Origin of the sequence: Capnocytophaga sp. oral taxon 332 str. F0381 (assembly GCF_000318275.2) — a bacterium.
Lineage (GTDB): Bacteria > Bacteroidota > Bacteroidia > Flavobacteriales > Flavobacteriaceae > Capnocytophaga > Capnocytophaga bilenii.
The window spans coordinates 1,724-2,551 of sequence record NZ_KB291259.1; the positions used below are offsets into that span (position 1 = coordinate 1,724).

Sequence of the window (828 nt, forward strand, 5' to 3'; positions counted from 1 at the left end):
CGCATTATAGGCTTAAAAAACTCTTTTCTCTATGATGGGTAAAGAAAAATAGTAGGGCAATTCTTTTGTATTATATTGATTTTTAATGTGATAAAATTTTAACAACACATTTGATACATTACCAAAGCTCTTGGTATGATAGGCACGAGCTACAAGCTCGCGCCAGCGGGTGTAAATTATTTTAATAGCATATTTGAAACATTATCCATTATCAAAAACTTTTATACTAAATTTGCTATTTATAATCTTATATTCCATCCAATATTTATTCTTTTTACTTATACCTTTTAACAGTAATATATTATCAGAAATATTAATCTCTTGTATAAGATCAAAAGGTTCTATATTACTTCCTTCAAGTAAGACTTCATTAGGTAAAGAATAAGTGTTTTCATAGATAAAAATTTTCACCAATAAGTCTTTCCAATTAGAAATATCTATCTTGATGTTCTTTATGTATCTTTCTGTTGGAATATGGTACACTTCATCATATAGAATACTCATACAATGTTGCGATATAGTCATCTCTCTAACTTCAAAGTCTGCTGTTTGTATATCTATTAAGTTCATTTTTTTATACATTTTATCTTTATATGTCCCCCGCTGGCGCAAGCTTGCAGCTTGTGCCCAATTCCAATTCTCTCCCGTCCCCCACACTGCACTACTGCGCACTGCCCCCCTCCCTTTTGGGGAGGGGGAACGGGGGTGAGGACTTCCCCCATTTGTCTCACCCGTCCCACAATTCAAAATTCATAATTCCCTTTTCTGTCGCTGCAAAGGTAATTTTTTTTGCTTATATTGTCAAGATATTGTACCTTTGCATTTAGA

General features: G+C 33.3%; 1 protein-coding gene. It reads right to left on the bottom strand.

Annotated features, from left to right (window positions below; genetic code table 11):
- Positions 1-201: 201 nt before the first annotated feature.
- Positions 202-672 (bottom strand): hypothetical protein, encoded by a 471-nt coding sequence (locus HMPREF9075_RS13675; RefSeq protein WP_232305033.1) that lies wholly within the window; start codon positions 670-672, stop codon positions 202-204.
- Between the last annotated feature and the right edge of the window lie 156 nt (positions 673-828).